At 71.5% G+C, this 16,155-nt stretch carries 21 protein-coding genes; 10 read left to right on the top strand and 11 right to left on the bottom strand.

What is annotated here, in order from left to right; genetic code table 11:
- Positions 1–125 precede the first annotated feature (125 nt).
- Positions 126–860 (top strand): SDR family NAD(P)-dependent oxidoreductase, encoded by a 735-nt coding sequence (locus tag CLV71_RS26015; RefSeq protein WP_243866711.1) that lies wholly within the window; start codon positions 126–128, stop codon positions 858–860.
- Here the strand turns inward: CLV71_RS26015 and CLV71_RS26010 are convergent.
- Complete coding sequence (locus CLV71_RS26010) at positions 857–1,924, bottom strand: UDP-N-acetylmuramate dehydrogenase (protein ID WP_133905466.1); 1,068 nt, start codon at positions 1,922–1,924, stop codon at positions 857–859. The two genes, CLV71_RS26015 and CLV71_RS26010, sit on opposite strands and share 4 nt — an antisense overlap.
- 25 nt (positions 1,925–1,949) lie before the next feature.
- Between CLV71_RS26010 and CLV71_RS26005 the strand changes: the two genes are divergently transcribed.
- Both CLV71_RS26005 and CLV71_RS26000 read left to right on the top strand, forming a co-directional pair.
- On the top strand, positions 1,950–2,438 hold the full coding sequence (locus tag CLV71_RS26005) for a DUF2505 domain-containing protein (protein ID WP_133905465.1): 489 nt from the start codon (positions 1,950–1,952) through the stop codon (positions 2,436–2,438).
- The gene (locus tag CLV71_RS26000; protein WP_133905464.1) at positions 2,417–3,205 is read left to right on the top strand and encodes a class I SAM-dependent methyltransferase; all 789 of its coding nucleotides are present in this window, start codon (positions 2,417–2,419) and stop codon (positions 3,203–3,205) included. Before CLV71_RS26005 ends, CLV71_RS26000 begins: the two co-directional genes overlap by 22 nt.
- On the opposite strand, the gene CLV71_RS25995 is transcribed toward CLV71_RS26000, so the two are convergent.
- Positions 3,192–4,016 (bottom strand): ADP-ribosylglycohydrolase family protein, encoded by an 825-nt coding sequence (locus tag CLV71_RS25995; protein ID WP_133905463.1) that lies wholly within the window; start codon positions 4,014–4,016, stop codon positions 3,192–3,194. The genes CLV71_RS26000 and CLV71_RS25995 overlap by 14 nt on opposite strands.
- A gap of 52 nt (positions 4,017–4,068) precedes the next feature.
- Between CLV71_RS25995 and CLV71_RS25990 the strand changes: the two genes are divergently transcribed.
- The gene (locus CLV71_RS25990) at positions 4,069–4,821 is read left to right on the top strand and encodes a MerR family transcriptional regulator (RefSeq protein ID WP_133905462.1); all 753 of its coding nucleotides are present in this window, start codon (positions 4,069–4,071) and stop codon (positions 4,819–4,821) included.
- Positions 4,822–4,845: 24 nt separating this feature from the next.
- On the opposite strand, the gene CLV71_RS25985 is transcribed toward CLV71_RS25990, so the two are convergent.
- Positions 4,846–5,406: a dihydrofolate reductase family protein gene (locus tag CLV71_RS25985; RefSeq protein WP_133905461.1), complete on the bottom strand. Its 561-nt coding sequence runs from the start codon at positions 5,404–5,406 to the stop codon at positions 4,846–4,848.
- A gap of 41 nt (positions 5,407–5,447) precedes the next feature.
- Here CLV71_RS25985 and CLV71_RS25980 point away from each other — a divergent pair, with 41 nt between their 5' ends.
- Genes CLV71_RS25980 through CLV71_RS25970 form a run of 3 tightly spaced genes read left to right on the top strand, consistent with a single transcriptional unit; the run spans position 5,448 to position 7,968 of the window.
- Positions 5,448–6,161 carry a maleylpyruvate isomerase N-terminal domain-containing protein gene (locus tag CLV71_RS25980; RefSeq protein WP_133905460.1) on the top strand — a complete coding sequence of 238 codons (714 nt, stop codon included), beginning with the start codon at positions 5,448–5,450 and terminating at the stop codon, positions 6,159–6,161.
- A 10-nt stretch (positions 6,162–6,171) separates the two neighbouring features.
- Complete coding sequence (purU, locus tag CLV71_RS25975; RefSeq protein ID WP_133905459.1) at positions 6,172–7,023, top strand: formyltetrahydrofolate deformylase; 852 nt, start codon at positions 6,172–6,174, stop codon at positions 7,021–7,023.
- Positions 7,024–7,968: an isopenicillin N synthase family dioxygenase gene (locus CLV71_RS25970; protein ID WP_133905458.1), complete on the top strand. Its 945-nt coding sequence runs from the start codon at positions 7,024–7,026 to the stop codon at positions 7,966–7,968.
- Between the two features lie 83 nt (positions 7,969–8,051).
- On the opposite strand, the gene CLV71_RS25965 is transcribed toward CLV71_RS25970, so the two are convergent.
- From CLV71_RS25965 to CLV71_RS25945, 5 genes are all read right to left on the bottom strand, one after another.
- Entirely contained in the window at positions 8,052–8,534 is a 483-nt protein-coding gene (locus CLV71_RS25965; protein WP_133905457.1) for an Rv3235 family protein, read from the bottom strand.
- Positions 8,535–8,611: 77 nt separating this feature from the next.
- On the bottom strand, positions 8,612–9,157 hold the full coding sequence (locus tag CLV71_RS25960) for a YbaK/EbsC family protein (RefSeq protein ID WP_133905456.1): 546 nt from the start codon (positions 9,155–9,157) through the stop codon (positions 8,612–8,614).
- On the bottom strand, positions 9,151–9,444 hold the full coding sequence (locus CLV71_RS25955; RefSeq protein WP_133905455.1) for a DUF2516 family protein: 294 nt from the start codon (positions 9,442–9,444) through the stop codon (positions 9,151–9,153). The genes CLV71_RS25960 and CLV71_RS25955 overlap by 7 nt, the downstream gene beginning before the upstream one ends.
- Positions 9,445–9,550: 106 nt before the next feature.
- Entirely contained in the window at positions 9,551–10,249 is a 699-nt protein-coding gene (locus CLV71_RS25950) for a hypothetical protein (protein WP_133905454.1), read from the bottom strand.
- Positions 10,250–10,254: 5 nt separating this feature from the next.
- Complete coding sequence (locus CLV71_RS25945) at positions 10,255–10,638, bottom strand: helix-turn-helix domain-containing protein (RefSeq protein WP_208297768.1); 384 nt, start codon at positions 10,636–10,638, stop codon at positions 10,255–10,257.
- 132 nt (positions 10,639–10,770) lie between these two features.
- Between CLV71_RS25945 and CLV71_RS25940 the strand changes: the two genes are divergently transcribed.
- Complete coding sequence (locus CLV71_RS25940) at positions 10,771–11,484, top strand: VOC family protein (protein ID WP_133905453.1); 714 nt, start codon at positions 10,771–10,773, stop codon at positions 11,482–11,484.
- Here the strand turns inward: CLV71_RS25940 and CLV71_RS25935 are convergent.
- Together CLV71_RS25935 and CLV71_RS25930 are read right to left on the bottom strand one after the other, a co-directional pair.
- A complete protein-coding gene (locus CLV71_RS25935) occupies positions 11,428–12,093 on the bottom strand; it encodes a P-loop nucleotide/nucleoside kinase family protein (protein ID WP_208297774.1) in 666 nt (221 codons plus the stop codon). The genes CLV71_RS25940 and CLV71_RS25935 overlap by 57 nt on opposite strands.
- A gap of 34 nt (positions 12,094–12,127) precedes the next feature.
- Positions 12,128–12,475, bottom strand: coding sequence for a TFIIB-type zinc ribbon-containing protein (locus CLV71_RS25930; protein WP_133905451.1), 348 nt, complete (start codon positions 12,473–12,475; stop codon positions 12,128–12,130).
- Between the two features lie 126 nt (positions 12,476–12,601).
- Here CLV71_RS25930 and CLV71_RS25925 point away from each other — a divergent pair, with 126 nt between their 5' ends.
- Both CLV71_RS25925 and CLV71_RS25920 read left to right on the top strand, forming a co-directional pair.
- Positions 12,602–13,930: an MFS transporter gene (locus CLV71_RS25925; protein ID WP_133905450.1), complete on the top strand. Its 1,329-nt coding sequence runs from the start codon at positions 12,602–12,604 to the stop codon at positions 13,928–13,930.
- Positions 13,927–15,909, top strand: coding sequence for a helix-turn-helix domain-containing protein (locus tag CLV71_RS25920; protein WP_133905449.1), 1,983 nt, complete (start codon positions 13,927–13,929; stop codon positions 15,907–15,909). The genes CLV71_RS25925 and CLV71_RS25920 overlap by 4 nt, the downstream gene beginning before the upstream one ends.
- 8 nt (positions 15,910–15,917) lie before the next feature.
- On the opposite strand, the gene CLV71_RS25915 is transcribed toward CLV71_RS25920, so the two are convergent.
- Entirely contained in the window at positions 15,918–16,151 is a 234-nt protein-coding gene (locus CLV71_RS25915; protein WP_133905448.1) for a hypothetical protein, read from the bottom strand.
- Positions 16,152–16,155: the final 4 nt, after the last annotated feature.

Below are 16,155 nucleotides of genomic sequence, written 5' to 3'. Positions count from 1 at the left end.
GCCTGACTCAGTCCCTCTGTGGTAGGACGCCTTACTGCCGTCGAGGGTGTGTACCAGAGAGTGTGACGGTCGTCACTAAGTGTCTCTCCGTAAAGTCGGTTACCCCCAGAGGGAGGATCCTCAACGTGAACAACCTCGGCACAGCGATTGTTACCGGTGCGAGTTCGGGCATTGGCGCCGCCACGGCCAGACAGCTCGCGAAGGCGGGATTCCGCGTCGTTTTGGGCGCCAGACGACTCGATCGTCTGAATTCGGTGGCGGCCGAGACCGGTGGTGTGGCCCTGCCACTCGATGTGACGGATCCCTCGTCAGTGGCCGAGTTCGTCGAGGCGGCCGGCCCGTGCCGCGTGCTGGTGAACAACGCGGGTGGCGCGATGGGCCTGGCGAAGGTCGCCGACGCGGACGAGGACCACTGGCGCTGGATGTGGGAGACGAACGTGCTCGGCACGCTGCGGCTCACCAGGGCGTTGCTGCCGGCACTGGTCGCCTCGGGCGACGGGCACGTGGTGACGATCACGTCGGTGGCGGCCTACGAGGTGTACGACAACGGCGCTGGTTACACGAGCGCCAAGCACGCCCAGTCGGCGCTGCACCGGACGCTGCGGGGCGAGCTGCTCGGCGATCCGGTCCGGTTCACCGAGGTGCTGCCCGGGCTGGTGGAGACGGAGTTCTCCCTGGTCCGCTTCGAGGGCGACGAGGAGCGGGCGGCAGGCGTGTACTCCGGGATCACGCCGCTGACGGCCGACGACGTCGCCGACGTGGTGACGTTCGCGGTCACCAGGCCCCCACACGTGAACCTAGACCAGATCGTCATGAAGCCGAGGGCGCAGGCCTCGGCGACCCGCGTGCACCGGGACTAGAGCGCGCAGCCGACCAGCACGGGCTCGGGCACCAGGGTGACGCCGAACTTCGCCACGACACCGTCGCGCACCTCGCGCGCCAGGGCGAGGACGTCCTCGGTCGTCGCGCCGCCTCGGTTCGACAGCGCCAGCGTGTGCTTGCCGGACAGGGTGACCGGGGCATCGGGGCCCGGGTAGCCCTTCGCGAAGCCGGCGCGCTCGATCAGCCACGCCGCGGACAGCTTCGCCGTGCCGACGCCCGCCGGGTAGCTCGGCACCGGGGTGTCCGCGCCGACGACCGACTCGATCCTCGACAGGACCTCGGGCAGCTCGACGTCCGTCACGACCGGGTTGGTGAAGAACGAGCCGACGCTCCACGTGTCGTGGTCGTCCGGGTCGAGGACCATGCCCTTGCCACGCCGCAGCTCCAGGACCGCGGCGCGGGCGTCCGAGGCCGGGACCTGCCTGCCCTGCCGCACGCCCAGCACACGCGCGAGCTCGGTGTAGCGGATCGGCGCCGACTGGCCGCCGTCGGCCAGCTCGAAGCGGACGCGGAGCACCACGGCACGATCGGTGTTCTTGAGCATGCTCGTGCGGTACCCGAGGGCCAGTTCGTCGGCCGCGAGCGTGCGCACCTCGCCGGACGCGCGGTCGAGCAGGTCGACCGAGATCAGCAGCTGCGCGATCTCCACGCCGTACGCGCCGACGTTCTGGACCGGCGTCGCACCGACCGAGCCGGGGATGCCGGAAAGGCACTCCAGTCCGCCGAGACCGGCCTCGACGGTCTGGCGCACCACGGCGTCCCAGTCCTCGCCCGCCTCGACGGTCAGTGCCACGCGGCCGTCGCCGAGGGAGTCGATCTTGCTGCCGAGGTTGGCGACCCGCACGACCGTGCCCTCGTAGCCCTCGTCGGCGATCACCAGGTTCGAGCCGCCGCCCAGGACCAGCAGACCGTCCTTGGCCGCGCGAACCGCCTCGACCACGTCCTCCGAGGACTCCGCGGACACGAACCGGGTGGCGGGGCCGCCAACGCGGAGCGTCGTGTAGCCGGAGAGCGGTACCGCGGCGAGTGGGAGGCTGGTCATGGGCGCCAACGGTAACCTCCCGTTCATGCCCAGCCGCTTCGAGCACCGTGCGAGCTTCGCCGCGCCCGTCGACACCGTGTACGCCACCCTCGTCGACAAGGCCTTCCTGACCGCCCGCCTGAACGACCTCGGTGGCAAGGGTGCGGCACTGCTCGACCACCGGACCAGCGACAACGGCGCCGAGCTGCGGCTGCGGCAGGGGGTGGACGCCCAGCGGCTGCCCAGCGCGGTCCGGTCCATCCTCAGCGGCGACCTGATCGTCGAGCGGGAGGAGCGCTGGCGCGGCCACGAGGCAGACGGGCGGGCCACGATCAACGGCGTGCCCGCCGAGATCCGCTTCCGCGACAGGCTGGCGCCGAAGGGCGACGGGACCGAGCTGACGGTGGCCGCCGAGGTCAGGGTCAGCATCCCGCTGATCGGCGGGAAGATCGAGAAGGTGGTCGCCGAGCAGGTCACCAGGCTGCTCGAGGCCGAGGCGGAGTACGCCGAGAAGTGGCTGGCCGAGCACGCCTGAGGCCGCTCGGCAACCCGACCCGCGGCACCACCAACCCCAACCGCCTGCGGCGAAGTGACCGCTGGATCACGGGCACGCCGTGGGTCCGCGACGTCCTCGCCGCCGACGCGCTGGTCGTGGACCTCGGGTACGGGGCGTCGCCGGTCACGACCGTCGGGCTGGCGCGGCGGCTGTCGTCGGTGGCGGCCGTGCGGGTCCTCGGGCTGGAGATCGACACCGAACGGGTGACGGCCGCGCTGCCCGCGGCCGACCCGCCCCGCCTGGACTTCCGGCGCGGCGGGTTCGAGCTGGCCGGGACACGGCCCGCGCTGGTGCGGGCGTTCAACGTGCTGCGCCAGTACGAGGAGGCCGAGGTCGCGGCGGCGTGGGCGACCATGACCGACAAGCTCGCGCCCGGCGGTCTCCTGGTCGAGGGCACCTGCGACGAGCTGGGCAGACGCTGCTGCTGGGTCACGCTCGACGCGGCGGGCCCGCGCACCCTCACGCTGGCGTGCCTGCCCTCCGACCTCGAGAGCCCCGCCGACCTGGCCGAACGGCTGCCGAAGGTGCTGATCCACCGGAACGTGCCCGGCGAGCGCGTGCACGCCCTGTTCACCGCGCTGGACCGCTGCTGGGCCCACGCGGCGCCGTTCGCGAACTTCGGACCGCGTGCCCGCTGGACCGAGGCGGTGGCGCTCCTGGCGGCGGACTGGCCCGTGCTGGACCGGCGGCGGCGTTGGCGCCTCGGCGAGGTCACGCTGGACTGGGACGCCGTCAGACCCAGCTAGGCAGCGGTTCGGTGGCTCGCAGCCAGCCGTGCGGGATGCCGTCGACACCGACGCGGCCCGCGATGACGCCGCCGACGATCGCGCACAGCGTGTCGACGTCGTGGGCGAGCGGAGCGACCGTTCGGATCGCCGCCTCGTAATCGTCCGGGTGACGGGCGACCACCCACAGTGCCAGCGGCACGGTGTCCGGGGCGCTCAGCCTGCGGCCGATGCCCAGCGCCTTGGCGGCATCCTCGGGTGCCGCGTCGGGCAGGTCCGCGGCCCGGCGGACGCCGTCACGCACCTCGCCCGGCGGGGTGTGCGCGAGGACCGCGTCGAACAGCTCGGCTGGTGGCACGGCGGCGGCCACCGCGACGGCGACCGCACCGGCCACGCCCTCCGGATGGGTGTGGGTGACACGGGCGGCGGCGTCGGCCTCGGTGGCCGCGCGGGCCGGGTCGCCGGTGAACCACGCACCGAGCGGCGCGGCGCGCATGGCGCCACCGTTGCCCCAGGAGCCGGTGCCGTCGAACGAGCGTGCCGCCAGCTCGCGGAGGCTCGCGCCCTCCTCGACCCGGCGCATCATCGCGTCGACACCGGGGCCGTAGCCGCGGCCGATGTCGTAGTGCGCGACGAAGCTCGCGGCCAGGGCGTCCGGGTCGAGGTGGCCGTGGGTGTCCAGGACGTGGAAGACCGAGCACGCCATCTCGGTGTCGTCGGTCCACCGCCACGGGTCGGACAGCTCCCGGCGCCTGCGCTCGAGGTGGAGCCGCTCGCCGTACGCGTCCCCGACGGCGGTGCCCACCAGGCTCGCCAACGACCGCTCCCGCATGGACGAAGTCTGCGGTTGACATTGACGCTGCGTCAACTTCTACCGTGGGCACATGGCCTGGTCGATCGCGCAGGTGGCGCGGATGTCGAAGGTGACGTCCCGCACGCTGCGGCACTACGACGAGATCGGGTTGCTGCCGCCCGCGTGGGTCGGCGGCAACGGCTACCGCTACTACGAGCAGGAGCAGCTGCTGCGGCTGCAGCAGATCCTGGTCATGCGGGAGCTGGGGCTCGGGCTGGACGCGATCAAGGAGATCGTCCGGCACGGCCGCGACCAGGCCGAGGTGCTGAGGATGCACCGGGGGTGGCTCCTGGCCGAGCGCGACCGCTTCGCGCGGCTCGCGAGGACCGTCACCCGCACCATCGAGGAGCTGGAAGGAGGTGAGAACGTGACATCGATGGACCACTGGTTCGAGGGTTTCGACTCCGCGAAGCAGGCGGAGCTGACCGAGGAGGCGCGACAGCGCTGGGGTGCCGAGCAGGTCGACGCCGCCAACGCGCACGTCAGGGGCAAGTCGAAGGAGTGGTGGCAGTCGCAGGGCCGGCAGTGGGCCGAGCAGGTCGGCACACTCGTCGCCCTGATCGACGCCGGCCACCAGCCGGGGGACGCCGAGGTGCTCGACGCGCTCGACGGCCACTACCGCTGGCTCTGTGGCTACTGGACGCCCAACCGCGAGTCCTACACGGGCCTCGGCGACCTGTACGCCGACGACCCGAGGTTCCGCGCGAACTTCGACCGGACGGACCCGCGCCTCGCGGAGTTCATGCGCGCGGCCATGGCCGCCTACGCGCAGGCCCGGCTCTAGCGGTGGGGGGAGCTGCAGATCCCCTCACCGGTCGTAGGTGATGACCAGCGCGTCGCCCGCCCGGTCGTACGCGGTGAGCCGCCAGTCGACCTGCGCGAACCCGTGCCGGAGGAACGGCATGCCGGTGCCGATGGTGAGCGGCCCGAGCTTGACGACCAGCCGGTCGATCTCGTCGTAGAGCGCTCCGGCGAGCGTGGCACCGCCGACCAGCCAGATGTCCTTGCCCCTCTCCTGCTTCAGCTCCCGGACCCGCGCCCCCGGATCGGTGGACACGACCTCGACGTGCTCGCTCGTCAGCGTCCGCGAGAACACGAGGTGGCGCAGGTGCGGGTAGGCGTCCTGGAGGCCCGCCGCGAGGCCGACCTCGAAGCTGCCGCGTCCCTCGACGACCGTGTCGAAGTGGGTGCCCTCCGCCGTGATGCCCATGGCCTCGCGCGCGGGCCCCGGCAGCGTCTCGGGGAACTCCTCGACGAGGTAGGAGATGTACTCGGGCGGCATGGGCCAGATCCCGGTCGGGTCGCCACCGCCCGGCGCGGCGATGTGACCGTCGATGGTGGACGCGACGAGGTAGACGAGCTTGCGCATGATCATCCAATCTACCCTCGCCACCACTAGGGTCTTGGCACGTGGAGTTCAGTGCTTACCTCGAGCAGATACGGGAGCAGGCGGACGCGTTCCGTGCCGCGGCGGTCACGGCCGGCCCCGACACGGCGGTGCCGACCACTCCAGGGTGGGACGTACGACGACTCGTCGCGCATCTCGCGCGGGTCTACAGCTGGGTCATCGGCGCACTCGACACCGACCCGGGCGCCGAACGGCCGACCCGGGAGCGACCGCCGGAGGAGTGGGACGCCGTGGTCCCGTTCTTCGACGACAGGCTGGACACCATGCTCACCGGGCTGCGTGAGCGCGGCCCGGACGCGGCGGTGTGGGCGTTCGGGAATGACAAGACGGTCCGGTTCTGGGCTCGCAGGCAGGCACACGAGACCGCCATCCACCGGCTCGACGCCGAGCACGCCGCGTACGGGGACACCGTCGACCACCTGACCTACGCACCCGACTTCGCCGCGGACGGCGCCGACGAGGCACTCACGCTCATGATCCGCGACCGGATCGAGGTCGGCGGGACCGTGCTGTTCCACGCCGCCGACGCGGGCAGGGCGTGGCTCGCCACGCTGACGCCGGGCGCGGCACCCGAGATCGGCCCGGCGACCGTGGTCGACGCCGACGCGTCGGTCGTCGGCACCGCGGACGCCGTCTACCGGGCCGTGTGGGGGCGGCCGAGCTCCGCCGTCGTCGGGGGAGACCCAACGCTCGTCGCCGCTCTGCGCACTCCGTGAAAGGTTCCTCATGCCCCGTCGTTACGTGATCACCTTCGGCTGCCCCGACCGCATCGGCATCGTGGCGACCATCGCGTCGTTCCTCGCCGAGGTCGGCGGCACGATCGTCGAGGCCGCCTACCACACCGACCAGGACACGGGCTGGTTCTTCACCCGCCAGGAGGTGGCCGCCGACTCCCTGCCGTTCGACGCGGACGAGCTGCGGTCGAGGTTCGCCGCCGCGGTGGCGGGCCTGGACGGCACGTGGCAGGTCCTCGACACGGGTGTGCGCCGCCGCGTGGTGATCATGGTGTCGAAGGAGGGCCACTGCCTGTACGACATCCTGGGCCGGGTCGCGTCCGGTGAGCTGGAGGTGGACGTCGCCGCGGTGATCGCCAACCACCCCGACCTGGCGACCATCACCGAGGCACACGGGATTCCCTTCCACCACATCCCGTTCCCCGCCGAGGGCAAGGAGGCGGCGTTCGCGGAGGTGGCGAAGCTGGTGGCGGAGACGGACCCGCACGCGATCGTGCTGGCGCGGTTCATGCAGATCCTCCCGGCCCACCTGTGTTCGGAGTGGGCGGGCAGGGCACTGAACATCCACCACAGCTTCCTGCCGTCCTTCGTCGGCGCGAAGCCGTACCACCAGGCCCACCGGCGCGGCGTGAAGCTGATCGGCGCGACGTGCCACTACGTCACCGCTGAGCTGGACGCGGGCCCGATCATCGACCAGGACGTGATCCGGGTGGGTCACGGCGACTCGATCCCGGACATGGTCCGCAAGGGCCGCGACATCGAGAAGGTGGTGCTGGCACGCGGTCTGCGCTGGCACCTGGAGAACCGGATCCTGGTACACGGCAACAAGACCGTGGTGTTCTAGGTGCTTCCGGTGATCGACCTGCGGTCGCCGGACGTGCCGGGACGGATCGCGGACGCGTGCACGTCCACCGGCTTCTTCTACCTGTCGGGCCACGGAGTCCCGCCCGCGCTGAGGTCCGGACTGGACCGCGCGGCGCGCGAGTTCTTCGCCCTGCCGGAAACCGGGAAGCGGGAGATCGCCATGGCCCGTGGCGGACCGGCGTGGCGCGGCTGGTTCCCGGTGGGCGGCGAGCTGACCTCGGGCGAGCCGGACCTCAAGGAGGGCCTGTACTTCGGTGCCGAACTGCCCGAGGGCCACCCGCTTCCCCTGCACGGCCCCAACCTGTTCCCCCGGCAGGTCCCGGAGCTGCGCGGACTGGTCCTGACCTACCTCGACGAGCTGACCCGTGTCGCCCAGGAGGTGATGCGTGGTGTGGCGCTGAGCCTGGACCTGCCTGCCGACTACTTCTCCGCCGGCTACACGGCGGACCCGACCGTGCTCTTCCGGATCTTCCACTACCCGCCGGGTGGCGACGGGGGTTGGGGCGTCGGCGAACACACGGACTACGGCCTGCTCACGCTGCTGCTGCAGGACGACAACGGCGGTTTGCAGGTCCACACCCCGCGCGGTTGGCTGGACGCACCCCCGCTGCCTGACACCTTCGTGTGCAACATCGGCGACATGCTGGAACGGCTGACGAACGGCTGGTATAGGTCGACACCACACCGTGTCCGCAACACCTCAGGCAGGGACCGATTGTCCTTCCCGTTCTTCTTCGACCCCGACTTCACCGCCGAGGTCCCGCCACTGCCGTCGAGAGCCGCGACAGCTCCCGACGGGAGACGACGCTGGGACGGGGAGTCGCCACTGGCGTTCACGGGCACCTACGGCGAGTACCTGACGGCGAAGGTGGCCAAGGTCTTCCCCGAGCTGTTCGCCGAAGTGGGGCAACCCCGCAGGCCGTAGCGACGTCTTCCACACGGGGCACGTACCGAGCAACCTATCGAGGGCGGAGGGTCCCGACCGGGACTCTCCGCCCGTCCATTCGCTCAGAGCAGGCGGAAGACCGTGCACACCCACCGGACGTCCTCCAGGTCGAACCGGGTCGCCGCCGCGAAGGTGCGCCGCAGGCCCGGGCGTGCCAGGTAGTCGATGACGACGCTCGCCTCCACGGCCGTCGGTGACGGGTAGCAGTGGAGCACCCGCCGCAGCTCGTGCCTGCCGTTCGCGGTGCGCTGCCGGCCGACCAGGTCGTCGATGGCGTCGGCGGGCAGCACCGGCGCGAGCTGGGCGGCGGGCCGGTGGCCGTTGAGAGCCTCGAGAACCAGCCGCAACATCCGCCGCAGTGCCGGGGGCGGAGGCTGTCTCGGCTCGGGTGGCGGCTCCGGGACGGGTGGTGGGACCAGCCGCAGCCTCGGCGCCTGCCTGCGGGGGCCGCGGGGCCTGCGTACCGTGGCGGGGTCGCAGCCGGGCAGCGCACGCAGACGACCGTCGTCGTCACCGTCGTCATCGGGGATGGCCGTGAGGATCACGACGAACAGAGCGTTCGTCCCGACGACGACGGGATCACGTTCACTCGATGGCGTCGGCGGTCACCGAGCGCGACGACCTACCGGCCCAGGCCCTCGACCACTTCGGCGTTGGGCAGTGACGCGAGGACCGAGCCGGGGATGAGGATCTTGCCGGCGCGGATGCCGCTGCCGATGACCAGCTCTGGTGCGGCGGCCACGGCGGCGTCGACGAGGATCGGCCAGTCGGCGGGCAGCCCGAGCGGGGTGATCCCGCCGTAGGCCATGCCCGTCAGCTCGACCGCCGTGTCCATCGGCGCGAACGACGCCTTCCGGACGTCGAGCCGCTTGCGGACGACCCCGTTCACGTCCGCACGGGTGGTGGCCAGGACCAGACAGGCGGCGAACCGCTCCTCACCGGCCCGCTTGCCCGCCACGACCACGCAGTTGGCCGAGGCGTCCAGCGGCGACCCGTAGGTCTCGCAGAACGCGGCGGTGTCGGCGAGGTCGGGGTCGATGGCCGTGACGCCGACCAGTTCGGGATCGTGCAGCGCGGCCAGGGCCTTCGCGACCGGGTCGGCGAGCAACTCCGGGTGTTCCGCTGCGGGCACGACGGTGAGCGAGCCCGCGATGGTCCAGCTCACCATCGGTTGCCGCGCTGGACTTCGATGAGACGGGGCCGGACATCCACGATGTAGACGAGGGTGGCGACGAGGCCGGCGATCCAGAGGATCCAGCCGATCCCGGTGAGCCCGAAGAGGATGAGCGCCACGGTGCCGCCCGCGGTAATGCCCAGCCAGGCGGGCTTGGTCATCCGGTCGATGGCCGTGTAGGCGTCCGGCCGCTGCATCAAGGCATGGATGAACGCGTAGACCCCGACGGGGACTCCGCACCATTTGATGACCACGAGGATCGCGAACGCTTCGACCGGCACGCTTCAAGACTACGTGTGGGGCGGCGGCTGTGACCAGCGGGACCGGGCATAACACGCACTCCGCCCCCGCCGCGCTGTGCGGCGGCGGGGGCGGTGACCTGCGACGTTACTTGGTGTTCGGCTTCGTCGCGCCGTTGGTCCTGCGGGCGTTCGCCGCGCTCTTCGGCGCGGCCTTGGCCTGCGCCGTGCGGTTGGCGGCCTTCCGGGTCGTGCTGCGCACCTCGTGCGCGGCGTCGTCACCCAGCTGCTCGACGGCCACGGCGGTGTCCATGGCGGCCTCGGAGACGCGGCGGGCGGTCTTCTCGCCGACGGAACGGGTCCGGCGGGTCACCTTCGCGAGGACCTCCTCGGCCAGCTCGCGGGCGTCCCCCGCGGCGTCGCCGACGCGCTCCTGCATCGCGGCGATGGCCTCCTCCAGCTGGTCGATGGTCCTGCTGACCTGCGGCTGGGCCTTGACCTTGCCCCACGCGTCCTCGCCCTGGTCGGCGAGCTTGTGGTACAGCTTCTGCGCGGCGTCGGTGTACTCATCGACGAGCTTGCGCAGCTCGGCCGGGTCCACCCGCTCGCGCAGCCCCGCGAGGTCCCTCGGCAGCGTGTCGACCGCGCCCTTCGCGGACGTGGTGCCCTCGTTGACCCTGGTGCGGGCCTTGTTCACGGCGTCGACCACGGCCTGGGTGGCCAGGTCACCGGCGCCGAGAGCGGCGAGCAGCGGCGTGCGGATGCCTTCCGCGGCCGTGCTGAGCACGGCGACGGCCTGCTCACGGGCCTTCTTGACGTCCTCGGTCTTCGGCAGCAGTGCGGGCATGTCGTTCACTCCTTGTTCTCGGGCTCCTGTGTGGCGTTCTCGCGGCGGAAGGACTCGTACACGTCGAGCAGGATCTGCTTCTGACGTTCGGTGAGCGTCGTGTCGACACGCACCGCGTCCACCACCGGTCCGCCCTGCGGCAGGTCGAGAATTCCCGCCTGTACGTAGAGCGCCTCGGCCGAGATCCGCAGACCCCTGGCGATCTGCTGCAGGATCTCCGCGCTCGGCTTGCGCAGTCCCCGCTCGATCTGGCTGAGGTAGGGGTTGGACACCCCGGCGAGCTTCGAGAGCTGGCGCAACGAGATCTTCGCGTTGTTGCGCTGCTGCTTGATGTACTCGCCGATGTCCCGTCCGAGGTCGGCGACCTTGTCGATCGGGTTCTCGTTCACCGGGTGCCACCTCCTCGTGACAACTTCGACCGTACGCGCGAGTGCTAGCAGTTGCAAGCGGACTGCTTGCACTCGTGAGGCAGGTCGCAAGTAGGACATGATCCGACCTAGATGGGCTTTACCGTGGTCGGCATGAGCGAGGTAGACGAACCCCAGCCGACAGGAACGCCCACGTGGTTGGACCTGCACGTACCGAACCTGACCGAGGCAATGGAGTTCTACGGCACGGTGTTCGGCTGGTCCTACGACGAGAACGAGCTGGGCACGACGTGCTTGCTGCGTGGCCGCCCGGTGGCAGGCATGCGGGTCGGCACGGGTGGCTGGCGGGTGCACCTGGCCACCGACGACTGCGACACGACGGCCAAGGCCGTGGTCGCCTCGGGCGGGTCCGTCGTCGAGGAGCCGCACGACGTCGGCGACCTGGGACGGGCGGCGCTGGTGGTCGACCGCGTCGGCGCGACCGTCGGGCTGTGGCAGGCGGGTACGTTCCCCGGCTGCGGGCTGGTGAACGAGCCGGACACGCTGGTGCGCAACGACCTCGTCACCGGATCGCCCGGTCCGGCGCGGGAGTTCTACGTCACCGTCTTCGGCTTCACCCTCGACGGCAACCCGGACGTCGACTTCGACTTCACGTTCCTGCGACGGCCGGACGGGCACGAGGTCGGCGGCATCATGGGCCTGCCGGGCGCCCCGTCGGCGTGGCACACGGTGTTCGAGGTCGCGGACACGGACGCGACACTCGCCAGCGCGGGTGCGTCCGTGGTCCCGGAGGACACGCCCTACGGCAGGTCAGCGACGTTCGTCGACCCGTTCGGGGTCGACCTGTCGGTCATCACGCGGCCCTAGCCGTTCGCGGACCCACGCCTCGACCACGTCGGCCGTTGCGTCGACCGAGCTGGTCGTCGTGTCGAGGAGGGTCATCGGCGGGTCGGTGCGTGCGGTGCGGACCCACTCGGCGAACCGGAGCATCTCGTCGATGCGTGCGTCGTCCCAGCCACGCCAGGCCGGCCGGTCTCGCAAACGTTTGCGAAGTACGGCGTCGTCGCAGGTCAGGGCCAGGTAGTGGATCGGGTCGAACAGGACGCGCTCCGGCCAGTTCTCGAACTGCGGCGGCGCTACCGTCCCGCACAGCACGACGGGTCTGCCCGACTGCTGGATGCTCGCCGCGAGCCGCAGCCAGGTCCTGCGGAACGCCGCCGAGTCGCCACTCGGGTCACGCAGCGCGCCGACCCACAGCAGGTCCTGCTCGACCACGACACACCGGTCGGCGAGGCGGTCCACCAGGACGCGCCCGACCGTCGACTTGCCCGTCCCGCTCGGCCCGGTCACCGCGAACAGCGGAAGGCGCCGGAACGGTTCCCGGTGGCCGCACGCGGCACACACCAGGACCGTGCCGGCGCCGTCGGCCGTGACGGCCGGTTCGTCGGTCCAGCGCCCGCAACCCGCGCAGATCATCGGGTTCACGGGCGCGAAGCTATCGTCGTCCCGCTCAGTCGAACAGTCCCTCGAGGAAGCTCTTGCGCCGGTGGCCGTGGTGCCCACCGTGGCCGTAGCCGCGGGGCGAGTCGCGGTAGCCGCCGCCCTGGTAACCGCGGGGCGAGTCCCGGTAGCCGCGGGGCGAGTCGCCGTAGTGGCCGACCTGTGGCGGCGGGGCACCCCGGTACGCGTCGCCCTGGTACGGCGGCGGCGCCGAGGAGGCGTACCGCTGCTCCGCCTGCAGGATGGACTCCAGCTCGCCGCGGTCGAGGAAGATCCCGCGGCAGCCTTCGCACTGGTCGATGTGGATGCCTTGGCGATCCACCGTGCGCAACGTGTTCTGACACTTCGGGCAAATCACACATACAACACTAGCCAGAACTCGCGGGACGTGACCACCAGTGGCCGGCGCTCACACTGCGCGCCACCGTGATATGTCCGGTTCACACATGGTTCGGACCGTGTTCGCTACCTAACGTCTAGTGACATGCACAGTGGCCCTGCTCACAGTTCCCCGACCCGCGTCGTGTCCGCGAGCCTCATCGGCACGACCGTCGAGTGGTACGACTTCTTCCTCTACTCCTCCGCCGCCGCACTGGTGTTCAACAAGCTGTTCTTCCCGACGGCGGACCCGCTGACCGGCACGCTGCTCGCGTTCACGACGTACGCCATCGGCTTCCTGGCCCGGCCCGTCGGCGGTTTGGTGTTCGGCCACTTCGGCGACCGGATCGGCCGCAAGAAGCTGCTGGTCGTCAGCCTGCTGATGATGGGAGGGGCCACGTTCGCGATGGGCCTGCTGCCCACGTACGCGACCGTCGGCGTCGCCGCACCGCTGCTGCTCACGCTGCTGCGCCTGGTCCAGGGCTTCGCGCTCGGCGGCGAGTGGGGCGGCGCGGTGCTCATCGTGTCCGAGCACGGGTCGGCGGACCGGCGGGGGTTCTGGGCCTCGTGGCCGCAGTGCGGCGCGCCTGGGGGGAACCTGCTGGCCACGGCGGTGCTGGCGGTGCTCGCGGCCGTGCAGTCCGACGAGGCGTTCCTGTCGTGGGGCTGGCGGATCCCGTTCCTGCTGTCCGCGGTGCTGGTCGTGGTCGGCCTGTGGATCCGGCTCGCGGTGGCGGAGTCGCCGGTGTTCCTGGCCGCGCGGCGGAAGGCGCCCGCCGTCGAGAAGGCGCCGATCGTGGACGTGTTCCGGCGCAGCCGGCGCCAGGTCCTGATCGCGATAGGCGCGCGGATGGGCGAGAACGTGTCGTACTACGTGATCACCGCGTTCATCCTGGTGTACGTGACCGAGTCGCTCGGGCTGTCGAAGTCCGTCGGCCTGAACGCGGTGCTGATCGGCTCGGCCGTCCACTTCCTGACGATCCCGCTGTGGGGCCTGCTGTCCGACCACGTGGGCCGCCGGGCGGTGTACCTGTTCGGCGCGGTCGGCATGGCCGTGTGGTCGTTCGTGTTCTTCGCGCTCCTCGACACGCGGTCGTTCGGCGTGATCGCGCTGGCCACAACCATCGGCCTGGTGCTCCACGGCGCGATGTACGGGCCGCAGGCGGCGTTCTTCTCCGAGCTGTTCGGCACGCGGGTGCGGTACTCGGGCGCGTCGGTGGGCTACCAGCTGGCGTCGATCCTGGCCGGGGCGGTGGCCCCGCTGATCGCGGTGGCGCTGCTCGACGCGTGGGACTCGACGGTGCCGGTCTCGCTGTACGTGGTCGCCATGTGCGCCCTGACGGTGATCGCGTTGCTCGCGGCACGGGAGACGAGGGGCACGTCACTGGAGCAGGCCGAGCCCGCTCCCGCCGAGGTCCTCCAAGTGACACCATGACCAGCGTGGACGTGGCCGTGACCAACGCCGTGCGCAGGCTGCTTGACCTGCTCGCCGCGGACGCGAGCAGCGAGCAGCTGGCGCACGTGCCGGTGGCGGACCTGTCCGACGCGGAACGCGCCGAGCTGGCGCGGGCGACCGAGGTCGCGCTGCGGATCCGCCACACACTGACCGAACACCGCCGCAGGGAGGCGGAGCTGCGGGCGCTGTTCGACACGGCCAGCGACCTGTCGAAACTGCGTGACCTGGACGCGGTCCTGCGCTCGATCGTCCACCGGGCACGCATGCTGCTGCGTGCCGACCTGTCCTACCTGAGCCTGAACGACGAGGCGGCGGGCACGACGTACATGCGGGTGACGGACGGTTCGGTGTCGTCGCTGCTCCCGAGGCTGCGGATCGGCCACGGCGAGGGTCTCGGCGGTCTGGTGGCACAGACCGCCCACCCGTACGCCAGTGCGGACTACCTGACCGACCCGCGCTTCGCCCACACGGCGGGCATCGACGACGCGGTGTCGGCGGAACGCATGGTGGGCATCCTCGGCGTGCCGCTCATGTTGGGCAGCAAGGTGATCGGTGTCCTGTTCGCGGCGGACCGGCAGCGCAGGGAGTTCACCGCGGAAGAGGTGGCCCTGCTGTCGTCCATGGCCGACCACGCGGCGGTGGCGATCGACAACGCGCAGCTGTTGGAGGAAACCCGCCGCGCCAACGAGACCATCACGGCGAACAACGCCGCGATGTACCGCGCGGAGGACGCGCACGACCGGCTGATGGACCTGGTCCTGCGCGGCGGCGAGGTGGCGGAGGTCGCCGCCGAGGTGGCCGCGGTCCTGGCGGGCGGCATCGTCTTCTTCGACGCCACGGGCGAGGAACTGGCCCAGGTACGGCAGTTCCCCGACGCGCCTGCCGACACGGACCCGGCGACCGGTCCGCTGCGGGCCGGTCGACGTGGTGCCACCGACCTCGCGGCAGCCGGCGTCGTGGTGGGAACCAGCAGTGCGGCAACGCGTTCCGGGTTCGCCGGGGCGCTGGGGACGGCCGTGGCGTGGCCGGAGGAGGCCGTCGCGGCGTCGCGGGCGGCCGGCCGGGCGGTGCGGGTCGGCGACCACTGGGTGTGCGCGGTGCTCGCCGGGCCAGAGGTGCTCGGCAGCCTCGTCCTGACCGGCCGACCCTCCCTCGACGAGGGCGACCGCAGGCTGTTCGAGCGGGCCAGCGTGGTCGCGGCACTGTTGCTGCTGCTCCGCCGTTCCGTGGCGAAGGCGGAGGACGAGGTCAGAGGCGAGCTGCTCACCGACCTCCTCACCGATCCCCAACGCAACCCGGCGGCCCTGCTCGCCCGGGGCAGGCGTCTGGGCATCGACCTCGCCGCACCGCATGCCGTGCTCATCGCGCACGTCGACGGCGTCCCTCGCAGGCGGTTGGCCATGGCCTGCGGGCGGCACGCCACCCTCGTGGGCCTGCACGCCGAACAGGTGGTGCTGCTGGCCCTGGACAGTGATCCGGTCGAGCTGGCCCCACGGCTGGCGGCTGTGCTGACGTCGGCGGTCGATGCCCCGGTGACGGTCGGCGCGTCCGGTCCCGCGGCCGGTCCCGACGCACTGGCCGCCGCGTTCGACGAGGCCCGCCGCTGTGTCCGGTCGCTGCTGGCCCTGGGGCGAACGGGCCACGGCGCGGCGCTGTCCGAGCTGGGTTTCGTCGGCCAGCTGATCGGCGACCGCACCGACCTGCCCGGCTACGTACACGCGACGCTCGGGCCGGTCCTCGACTACGACGACCGCCGCGGTACCGACCTGGTGGCCACCCTCCGCGCGTACTTCGAGTGCGGCACGAACCTGACCCGCGCGAAGGACGTGCTGCACGTCCACGTCAACACGGTCGTCCAACGCCTGGACCGCATCGCCTCCCTGCTCGGCGACGACTGGCAGTCCCCGGCCCGCGCGCTCGAGATCCAGATCGCCCTGCGCCTGCACCAGCTCCGCTGAGTGGCCGGTCAGGCCCGGGGTGCCGCGACAACCATCGGGGACGCGAGCAGCGCCGGCGGCCTCCCCCGGTCGGCGCCGACGCCGAGCACCGTCCAGACCGGCGAGGCGGTGCGTGTCGTGTCCATCGTGCCCTCGGGGGGTTCGACGATCCGGGGCAACGCCACGAACATGGCGTCCCCCGGCAGGTCAGCCGCCAGCGGACGATTCGGGTAGCTCGCACGCGGAACGGCGACCGATGACACAGTC

Source organism: Actinophytocola oryzae (assembly GCF_004364325.1).
In the GTDB taxonomy this organism is placed as follows: domain Bacteria; phylum Actinomycetota; class Actinomycetes; order Mycobacteriales; family Pseudonocardiaceae; genus Actinophytocola; species Actinophytocola oryzae.
This window is presented reverse-complemented; position numbering and strand designations above follow the sequence as displayed.

Bases quoted from the DNA above. Each gene is read 5' to 3' on its own strand.
- CLV71_RS26010 (WP_133905466.1), bottom strand. From the start codon at position 1,924: ATGACCAGCCTCCCACTCGCCGCGGTACCGCTCTCCGGCTACACGACG.
- CLV71_RS26005 (WP_133905465.1), top strand. From the start codon at position 1,950: ATGCCCAGCCGCTTCGAGCACCGTGCGAGCTTCGCCGCGCCCGTCGAC.
- CLV71_RS25995 (WP_133905463.1), bottom strand. From the start codon at position 4,016: ATGCGGGAGCGGTCGTTGGCGAGCCTGGTGGGCACCGCCGTCGGGGAC.
- CLV71_RS25990 (WP_133905462.1), top strand. From the start codon at position 4,069: ATGGCCTGGTCGATCGCGCAGGTGGCGCGGATGTCGAAGGTGACGTCC.
- CLV71_RS25985 (WP_133905461.1), bottom strand. From the start codon at position 5,406: ATGCGCAAGCTCGTCTACCTCGTCGCGTCCACCATCGACGGTCACATC.
- purU (WP_133905459.1), top strand. From the start codon at position 6,172: ATGCCCCGTCGTTACGTGATCACCTTCGGCTGCCCCGACCGCATCGGC.
- CLV71_RS25960 (WP_133905456.1), bottom strand. From the start codon at position 9,157: ATGGTGAGCTGGACCATCGCGGGCTCGCTCACCGTCGTGCCCGCAGCG.
- CLV71_RS25950 (WP_133905454.1), bottom strand. From the start codon at position 10,249: ATGCCCGCACTGCTGCCGAAGACCGAGGACGTCAAGAAGGCCCGTGAG.
- CLV71_RS25940 (WP_133905453.1), top strand. From the start codon at position 10,771: ATGAGCGAGGTAGACGAACCCCAGCCGACAGGAACGCCCACGTGGTTG.
- CLV71_RS25935 (WP_208297774.1), bottom strand. From the start codon at position 12,093: ATGATCTGCGCGGGTTGCGGGCGCTGGACCGACGAACCGGCCGTCACG.
- CLV71_RS25925 (WP_133905450.1), top strand. From the start codon at position 12,602: ATGCACAGTGGCCCTGCTCACAGTTCCCCGACCCGCGTCGTGTCCGCG.
- CLV71_RS25920 (WP_133905449.1), top strand. From the start codon at position 13,927: ATGACCAGCGTGGACGTGGCCGTGACCAACGCCGTGCGCAGGCTGCTT.